This window comes from Mycobacterium sp. (assembly GCF_035570115.1).
GTDB lineage: Bacteria > Actinomycetota > Actinomycetes > Mycobacteriales > Mycobacteriaceae > Mycobacterium.
In genome coordinates, this window is the sequence record NZ_DATMLH010000187.1 from 1 (window position 1) to 8898 (window position 8898).

Annotated in this window: 8 protein-coding genes and 1 pseudogene; 2 read left to right on the forward strand and 7 right to left on the reverse strand. The window is 63.6% G+C overall.

What is annotated here, in order from left to right; translation table 11 throughout:
• Positions 1-821, forward strand: an 821-nt coding sequence (locus tag VNW74_RS16940) for a class I adenylate-forming enzyme family protein (protein WP_325678822.1), incomplete at its 5' end; no start/stop codon positions are given.
• A pseudogene (locus tag VNW74_RS16945) lies at positions 814-999 on the forward strand (acetyl-CoA C-acyltransferase); the annotation flags it as partial. The gene VNW74_RS16940 and the pseudogene VNW74_RS16945, both read left to right, overlap by 8 nt.
• A gap of 191 nt (positions 1000-1190) precedes the next feature.
• Here the strand turns inward: VNW74_RS16945 and VNW74_RS16950 are convergent.
• From VNW74_RS16950 to VNW74_RS16980, 7 genes are all read right to left on the reverse strand, one after another.
• On the reverse strand, positions 1191-1604 hold the full coding sequence (locus VNW74_RS16950; RefSeq protein WP_325678824.1) for a nuclear transport factor 2 family protein: 414 nt from the start codon (positions 1602-1604) through the stop codon (positions 1191-1193).
• A gap of 249 nt (positions 1605-1853) precedes the next feature.
• The gene (locus VNW74_RS16955; protein ID WP_325678826.1) at positions 1854-2615 is read right to left on the reverse strand and encodes an HpcH/HpaI aldolase family protein; all 762 of its coding nucleotides are present in this window, start codon (positions 2613-2615) and stop codon (positions 1854-1856) included.
• A gap of 52 nt (positions 2616-2667) precedes the next feature.
• Complete coding sequence (locus VNW74_RS16960) at positions 2668-3315, reverse strand: nitroreductase family protein (protein WP_325678828.1); 648 nt, start codon at positions 3313-3315, stop codon at positions 2668-2670.
• A gap of 85 nt (positions 3316-3400) precedes the next feature.
• On the reverse strand, positions 3401-4168 hold the full coding sequence (locus VNW74_RS16965) for an SDR family oxidoreductase (protein ID WP_325678830.1): 768 nt from the start codon (positions 4166-4168) through the stop codon (positions 3401-3403).
• A gap of 40 nt (positions 4169-4208) precedes the next feature.
• Positions 4209-6158 (reverse strand): FAD-dependent oxidoreductase, encoded by a 1950-nt coding sequence (locus VNW74_RS16970; RefSeq protein ID WP_325678832.1) that lies wholly within the window; start codon positions 6156-6158, stop codon positions 4209-4211.
• Between the two features lie 369 nt (positions 6159-6527).
• On the reverse strand, positions 6528-7958 hold the full coding sequence (locus VNW74_RS16975) for an MFS transporter (protein ID WP_325678834.1): 1431 nt from the start codon (positions 7956-7958) through the stop codon (positions 6528-6530).
• 669 nt (positions 7959-8627) lie between these two features.
• Positions 8628-8898, reverse strand: a 271-nt coding sequence (locus VNW74_RS16980) for an SDR family NAD(P)-dependent oxidoreductase (protein WP_325674958.1), incomplete at its 5' end; no start/stop codon positions are given.

Genomic DNA, 8898 nt, shown 5'->3' on the forward strand with positions numbered 1-8898 from the left:
CTGAGGGCGCGACGATGGTGTATGGCGTGCCCACCACCTACATCGATCAATTGAACGACCCGGCCGTCGATGATATCGACTTCGCCAAGATCCGGTTCGCGATCACCCCGCTCGCATCCGATCTGAGCCGACGGGTGCGCGCGAAATTCCGTGCGCCATGCCTGAACACGTACGGCAGTACCGAGACTGCGTCCACCGTCATAATGCCCACCCTCGAGGACACTGTGGACGTAGCCGTCGGAACGGTCGGACGCCCTTTGGATGGGATCCGCGCTTTGATTGTCGATGAGGTCACCGGCCGACCCGTGTCCGATGGGTCACGGGGTGTGCTGTTATTGCGCGGCCCGTCGATCATGCTTGGCTACCACAACGACCCGGTCGCAACCGCGCGGGCATTCAACGGCGAAGGCTGGTTTCGCACAGGTGATGTCGTACGGCGAGACCCCAAAGGCAATATCGTCTTCATCGGCCGGCACAGCGATCACTACCGGGTGGGAGGCGAGCTCGTCGACCCCGTCGAGGTCGAAATGGCGCTGCAAACTCATCCGGCGGTCCAACGCGCCGCCGCAGCCGGGGTGCCCGACGACCGGCTGGGCCAGGTGGGCTATGCATGGGTGCAACTGCGCAGCGGCGCAGAAGTCACCGTGGAGAACCTCAAGGCACACAGCGCACGTGCGCTCGCAGCGTTCAAAGTCCCGCGCCAAATCTTCCTCGTGGCCGAGCTGCCCACCACACCCAGCGGCAAGGTGCAGAAGTTCCGCCTGCTCGCCGCCGTTGAGGCGCCCGCAGCGGACCTAGGAACGGAGTCCAACCATGCCTGAAGCCGTCGTCGTTTCGGTCGCCCGTTCGCCCATCGGCCGGGCGGTCAAGGGATCGCTCGCCACGATGCGACCCGACGATGTCGCAAGCCAGGTCATCCAAGCGGTGCTCGACAAGGTACCGGAGCTGGACCCCCGCCAGATCGACGACTTGATGCGGGGGTGCGCGCAGCCTGCCGGCGGCTGGGCGAGCGCGCATAGTCCCTTCCGTCGTGCGTCGGTTCCTAGCGGGAAAATGCTGGGGCGCGAAAGACGTTGGGCACGTCGACATTCGAGCACATGGATGCTGACCGCGGATGAGCGAAAAGGCCCCTGGAGGCGCCGGTGTAGAAAATCGCCGACGCAGTCGGCGCAAAACCGGCGAGCAGCCTGCTAGGGGGCAGTCGCGGTTGGTGGCGATACGAGGGGTCGCGCGTCGAAGTAGAAGGCCCGCAGGTGCGCGATCTTGCCGTCGCTGAGCGTCCAGTGTTCGGCGAGCCAGATTTCGTCACCGCCGACCGAGCGGGCGGTCAACAGCGCTGCGACATTATCACCGTCGCCAGAAACGCTGATCAATCGCATGGTGGGGAAATCGATCACCGCCGCCAGCGCAGGGAGCACACTGGTCCGGATCGCCTCGGCTCCACGATGAAGCCCACCCCAAGGCACCGACGGCGTCACGTCGGCTTCGAAATCGTCGCGGGTGGCATCCTTGAAGGTGGCGAAGTCGCCGTCAAACAGCGCCGCATAGACGCCGCGCACCAACTCAGTGTTGCGATCCTGCTGGGTGGCACTGATGAAATCCATCGATAAACCCCTTGTCGTAGTACCTGTTAGTCACTTCACGGTAAGCCGTCCGCCGCACAAATTTCAACACATATGTGGAAAGAACTCTTGCCATACTTCCTCGCGAGCCGTTCGGCATCGAGAACAGCCGTTGAACTCATCCGACTTTGGCCAACAACGCACGCGCACACTGAGATCCACTGGCGCCCTTGGCGAAACAGCGCAGCGAGCATCAACAGCTGGGACAGCCGCCGAGTTGGGCAAACCGGGTCAGTAACCCGCGCCGCGCACCGCTGCGAGCGCGGCGCGAGCGGTTGAAGCCACCCAGTGGGTGTCGATGCCGATGGGCAAAAAGGTGTAGCCCGATGCCGCTAACCTCAGCGCCGATTCGGCGTCGGGACAGGAAATACCCACTGCCAGGCCGGCGGCGCTGGCGGCCTGGCGGACGGCCTCGATGGCATCGGCATGAACGCCAGGCACCGGCGCCGCCGCAGGCGCCATGCCGAAGGTGATCGCCAGATCCGCGGGGCCGATGAACACCGCGTCGACACCTTCGACTGACACGATTTCATCGATCTTGTCGACCGCTTGCGCGGTCTCGACCATCACGATGCACACCGCGAGTGCAGCGAGCACGTCAGGATCTCGGCCGAACAAGAATCCGGCGCGTACCGGCCCGAAACTGCGCGTCCCTTGCGGGTGGTAGCGACACGCCTTGACCGCGGCGGCGGCGTCATCGGCGGTCTCCACCACTGGAAAAATGACGCCGTGCGCGCCAGCGTCCAATACCTTGCCCGCGAACGCCGGATCCAGTGAAGGCACCCGGACAATCGAGGCTGCCGACGTGGTGTTCACGGCGCGAATCGCCGATACGACCGACTCGTAGCCGTACAAGCCGTGCTGCACGTCGAGACCCACGAAGTCGAAGCCTTCCGCCGCCATGACCTCTGCGGTGAAGGCCGACCCACTCGTGCACCAACCGCCAAAAGCCGGTTTTCCCTCGGCCCATTTTTGCTTCAGACCGGTGGTCATCTGATGGGGCTCCTTGTCGATTCGAGTAACGCTATGGTCCCGGTCAGGCGCATCACCAGTGGTCCCAGTGAGTGAGCTCCTCCCCGGGAATACGTTGTGCGCGATGGAAATTGGTCCCCTTGGTGTAGGCCACCGGGAACAGTCCGCATTGAGTGACTTCGGGGTAGGGAATACCCAGGATCTGTGCGACATCCTGTTCCCTTTGGAGGTGCACGGATGTCCAGGCGCAACCGAGGCCGCGTGCGCGGGTGGCAAGCATGAAGCTCCACATCGCCGGCAGTATTGATGCCCAGAACCTGGATTGCTCGGGCACCGTCGGCTGATCGAGCACGCGGCCAGTTCCGCACGGGATGACCAGCCAGGGCGATCGGTCGATGTTGTCGGCTAGGTATTGCCCCGACTCGAGGATCTTGGCCATGCGACCTGCGCGTGGATCGGCGCCGTCATAGCTCGGCAAAGCTCCATGGTGGCTGGTGGTGTCCCAGCACCGCCGGTAGACGTCGGCGACGGCGCTCTTGACCTTTTGGTCGCCGACGACCACCCAATGCCAGATCTGCTTGTTCCCGCCGGTCGGGGCCTGCACGGCGACGTCAATGCAGTCTTGGATCATCCCCCGCGGCACCGGCCTAGAAAAGTCGAGCCGTTTACGCACGGTGCGCGTGGTCGTCAGGAGTTCGTCGGGACTGAGATCGAGCGTCACGCCAGTTCCCTTCTGTCCGAGGTGCTCTGGGCCGATGGCGGGTGCATCCGGGCGGACGGCGCGTCACGTTGATGCAGCGCGAACGTCACCACTGCCGCCAGAACTGAATGAAGCTGGCGGCCCCTCCGTCGACCAGCAGTGTCTGTCCAGTGATGTACGAGGCGGCATCGGAGGACAAGAACACGATTGCGGCCGCGATATCCTCCTGGTCGCCGAGTCTGCCCAACGGGACCGATGTGGCCAGCGCATCGCCCGGCTGCCCCTCCCAGGTGTTGCGATCGGTGCGCACAACACCCGGTGCCACGGCATTGACCCTGATCTGGTGGGGTCCCCACTCGACAGCCAGGCTGGCGGTCAGCGAATTGAGCGCCGCTTTGGCGGCACCGTAGGCGATTTGACCCGGAAACGGCCGCAACCCTGCCAACGAGGACACCATTGTGATGGCGCCGGGCTTGCCGGCCGCTATGCGGTGCTCACCGAACGCGGCGCAAAACTCCACGTGGTGCAGGTAGTTGATCTCGAGCGCTTCCCGTTGCGTCTGCGCGGTCAGCTCGGCCCCCCGGACCCGGTAACCTTTGCCGACGATGTTGATGAGGATGTCGAGCCCGCCCATCTCGGTGGCAGCCCTTTTGACGGCATCGCGTGCGGCACCGGGCTCACAGATGTCGGTACAGATGCCGGTGGCGGACAGCTCGCGGCTTGTCGCCTCGACTCGCTCGGCATCGGCATCGAGCACACAGACCCGCGCACCGTTGGCGGAGAGTAAACGCGCGGTTGCGCGGCCCATGCCGAAGCCGCCGCCCACTACGAGGGCTGACTTGTCTTTCAATCCACTGAGCAGCAACGGTTCCATCGTGCTTGAGTTCCTTTGTCCGAGCGGGCGCGGCCCGCGACTAGGCTGATGCGGCAACCGCCGTATGTTCGGTCTGGCCGTTACCGAGCAGGTCGTAGTCTTCGAGCCCGGAATCCACAGCCTGTTTCCAGTACTCGACGTTGCGGAACGGCGAGACGAACACCAGTCGGCCCCGGGCGTTGCGGAAAAACGTATTGGTGCCTGGATGCGTCCACACCGTCGTCTGGCTGGTCGCGTCCACCAAGTCGCCGTAACGCTCGTAAACGTCCTGCCTGGTGTTCACCGCCGCGACGTTGGCGTCGATCATCGAGGCCAGTATCCGACCGATGTAGCGCATCTGGACCTCCATGAAATACATGAAGCTGCCGCTGCCCGGAAACGAGTTCGGGCCCCCTAGCAGGAAGAGATTCGGAAAATCCGGAACCGTCACACCGAGGTAGGCGCGCGCATCGTCGTCGTCCCACGCGTCGCGCAGAGTCTGGCCGCTCAGCCCGGTGATGTCGAGGCTCGACACAAACCGTGAGGCCTGAAATCCGGTGGCCCACACCAGGATATCGGCTTCATAGGCGTCACCGGAACTTGACCGGACGCCCTGGTCGAGGACCTCGCACACCGCCTCAGTGACCAGCGTGACATTGTCGCGCAGCAGCGCCGCATACCAACCGTTGTCGAGGAGGATCCGCTTGCCGTAGGGCGGATACGTCGGGACGACCTTGTCGAGGAGGTCGGTGCGGGAGTCGAGTTGCTCCTCGATGTACTCCGTGAAGAACCGCCGGTGTCCGTCGTTTATTGCGTTGACTGAGCGTTCGGGATGCGGCCAGCTCGGATCCTTGCGCAGCGAATCGAGTACCTTGTCGCCGAACTGCCAGTACAGCTTGAGGAAATACCAAGACCGGTACATCGGGAAGTGATTGAGCAGGTACCGGGCGCCGTAGTCGATGGGCAGCTGGAATTTCTCGAATGGCGCGACCCACGGTGGCGTGCGCTGAAACACCGTCAACTTGCCGACCCGGTCGGCGATCGCCGGCACGATCTGCATCGCGCTGGCCCCGCTGCCGATAACCGCGACGCTCTTGCCGTCGATGTCGAGGTCTTCGGGCCAGTGCGACGAGTGGAAAGAAGGCCCGGTGAAGCGGTCCCTCCCATCGATGTTGGGCAAGCTGGGCCGGTTGAGGACCCCCACGGCGCTGATGACGGCGTTGGCGGTGATCTGATCGCGGTTGCCCTGGCGGTCTTGGACCTCAACCCGCCACACCATCGCGTCCGGATCGAACCGGGCCGATACCACCTTGGTGTTGAACCGGGTGTTGGCCGGCCCGCCGACACGCTCGAAGGTCGCCTCGAAGTACTCCTCGAGTTCGGGGCGCAGCTCGAAGTGTTTGGTCCAGTCGTGCGGCGCAAAGGAGAACGAGTACAGGTGACTGGGAGTATCCACCCCGGCGCCGGGATACGGATTGTCCCGCCAGTTGCCGCCCGCACCGTCGTGCTCGTCAACCACGGTGTAGGGGATGCCCATCTGCCCCAGCCGCTGAGCGGCGATGATGCCGGAGACCCCGGCGCCGATGACGAGAACGTGAAAACCCGGCGGCACACTCTCAGCGATGTTGACGTCTTCCTGTATCCCCATGCGGCGTTCGAACTCTTCGGAGAACATCACACCGTAGGACGGGTCGACTGATTCGCCCACACACACACCCAACATCCGACTGGTCTGTTCAGCATTCGGCATCGGGATGGCCGGCGCGTTGCCTGATTGCAGATCGAACAGCGCATGGGCCCCCGCCAAGCGGACCTCGTCCTGGATCTGCTCCGAGAATCCGCCCGTGTCGTGATCGCTGAGACCTCGGCTGCGGGTGGGGCAATAGGGCGGTTCCAGCCATCGCGAGTCCCCGGTGACCTGGTAGATCAACATCAGCAGGGTGGGCAGATTGGCCGAATCGGCGAGCTCGCGCAGCTCGGCGAAGCTCAGGTGCGCTGGCTTGCTGGTCATGGTCTCTGCTCTCCGTCATGGCTTCTCGGGCCGGCGATCACATGTCGGTACCGCCGAGCGCGGGCGATAACTCCGTCCTGCGCACAAAGAAGCGATGGCACCCAACGGCATCACCAGCACGCGACGACATCCCCAAATGCTGTCTGTTCGCCGCAGCCTCTTCAGCATACGAACGGCACACCAATAAAGTCAACAGTCGTGTTGACGATTTCACACGGTAGCGGTTGCTCGGTGCTTCTACGCTATTGTTGAAACATCCGCGGACGCGGAGAGTCTGAGGCCCCGGCGCCCGGGTTGGGGTTCCCGCCAGAAGATCGCATCGCTCGACTGAGTCGACAGGCATTGCGTACCAGCTACTTTTCGCCGCTTTCAGGAATCGGCGAAGCGGGGGCGATCCAGAGTTCTACCCGTCGTGGTCGATCCGGACCCAGACAGGCGGCGGTCGAACAGCGTCATGAGCAGCAGGACCACGCTCATGCCGATCAGGATGAGTGCCGCGTGGTGCAGTCCCGCGCTGTCAACGGTGCGGCTGTACACCACGCCGATGAGGACCGCCGAGGCGATTGAGGAGACGTATTGGGATGTCCGCATCAGCCCTGAGGCGGTCCCGATCGTGTCCGCGGGTGTTTGGCGGTAGAGCGCCAGCTGGTTGCCCACGATGCCGGCTCCATTGACCGCACCGAAGATCGCGGTGACCGCGCTGATGGCAAAAACCGAGCTCGACTTGGACAGCGTCAAGATGAACACCGAGCCTCCGATGAACAGCACCGCAGCGACGATGAGTGTCATGCGCGGATTCTTCCGACCGCTGACCGCCTGCGACGCCAGCGCGGACACCGCGCCGACCGGCAGCATGATCAGACCGGCGGCGAAGGCTGACTGCCCGTGTGCGGCCTCGATCCACTGTGTCACTCCGTACAACACGACGTAGGTGCCAAACACGGTGAGAGCGGCGCGTAGATACGTCCGGGAGAGCGCCCTGTTGCGGACCAGCAGCCGCATATCGATAAACGGATTCGCCGCACGCAATTCGCGCCAAACCAGCCCTGTCGAGAACACCACGGCACCGACAAGCGCCGGCCACCGCACATGGGGCAGCCCCTCGAGCGCCACCAATGCGCTCACCAACGCCGCGCTAAATGCCGCTATCCCCGCAAGGTCCAACCGGCTGATCATGACCCGCCACGCTCGGCCGGTCGGTGCATCGGGGTCACGTGGAATCCCCCACAGCGCCAACAGTCCGGCCACCACGGCGAAAGGCAGATTGACCGCGAACACCGATCGCCAGCCAAACCAACCGATTAGCAGCCCACCCAGCGACGGCCCGATCGCCATCGTCGCACCCCCGGCGATCGCTATACCTCCCAAGACCGTGCTCGGCGGGTGGTCTAGCCCGGCATCGACGGCTCGGCGCCGGATCAGCATCATCGCCGTCGGGTATCCCGCTGATGTTCCAAATCCGATCAACACCCGCGCCCACACCATCATTGCCAGGTTGCCTGCGACAGCCCCCAATACACCGCCGGCGAGCACCATAGCGATGCCGAGCAAAAAGACGCGCCTCGGTCCGAACTCCTCGGCCAGCCGGCCGGTGGTCGGCTGCGCGACGGCACAAGTCAAATACAAACTCGAGATGAGGATCGAGGTTCTTCCGACGGGCACGTCCATCGCCGTGGCGATCGCCACGAGTCCGGTCGCGATGACCGAACTGTTGATCGGATTGAGGGCGGCGCCGAACAGTATCGCTGTGACGAACCCGGCGCCAAAGGGTTTCGAGGTTGTCGCTACTTCGCGAGCCACGCGCCCCCCGATCGCATCGGCTTATCATCTGAGGCGGGCAGGCCGACGCCGAGATCGTTCACAGCCACCACCTTCTTCTGCAACACCTTCTTTTGCAACGCGGACTTACCCCGATGGTGTGCCGGATACATTGAAGGCAACTGCACAACCCGAAACACGCGCAGGGTCGATCGGATCCTGTGGACGGCCGGCGCGGAGTCGGCGATCCACTACGGGCCTACAGCCTGGGTTGCTTTTTCAACACACATGTTGATCTAACCATAGCTTGTCTCAGCAACTTCATCAACGGCATCGTTGGATTCATTGGCCCACAACATGCGACGGCCGGCTGGGTGTCGAGACCCGCCCCCATCCAGGACAAATTGGGCGCACGGCACAATGCTGAAGTCGGCGAAACCCTCGCGAGTTATTTCGCGATGGGCAACGGGCAGTTCGGCGTGTCACCGGCGGCGATAGCGAATAGTCTGTAGCCGCACGGAGTTTGATTGATGAACGCAGAGCCTACGCGAGTTCGGCGACGAGCGCACCTGTGGTGCGACGGCGTCACGACGTGGCGGCTGCCACATTGGCGAGAACAGATAGACACGCTGTGCCCGGGCTGGTGGAGCTTTTCCGGGTTCATCGGGCCTCGCGCTGACGGAGCCTGTCCGACCGCTGCATGCCCGATTGTTAGGACATCACTTGCCCGGCCAGCAGACCACCATCGATGACGTGCTGTCCCCCGGTGATGAAAGTCGAGTCGTCTGAGGCCAGAAACGCGATCAACGCCGCGACCTCGTCTACCTGGCCGATTCGCGCTAACGGCAAACCCGCGAAGAGGTCGCCGGCATCGAAGGTGGCGACGGCGTCGCTTCGGCTCATCGCGGTGTCGATCATTCCCGGATTCACCGCGTTCACCCGGATGTTGTCTCTCCCGAATTCCAGTGCGGCACAACGCGCG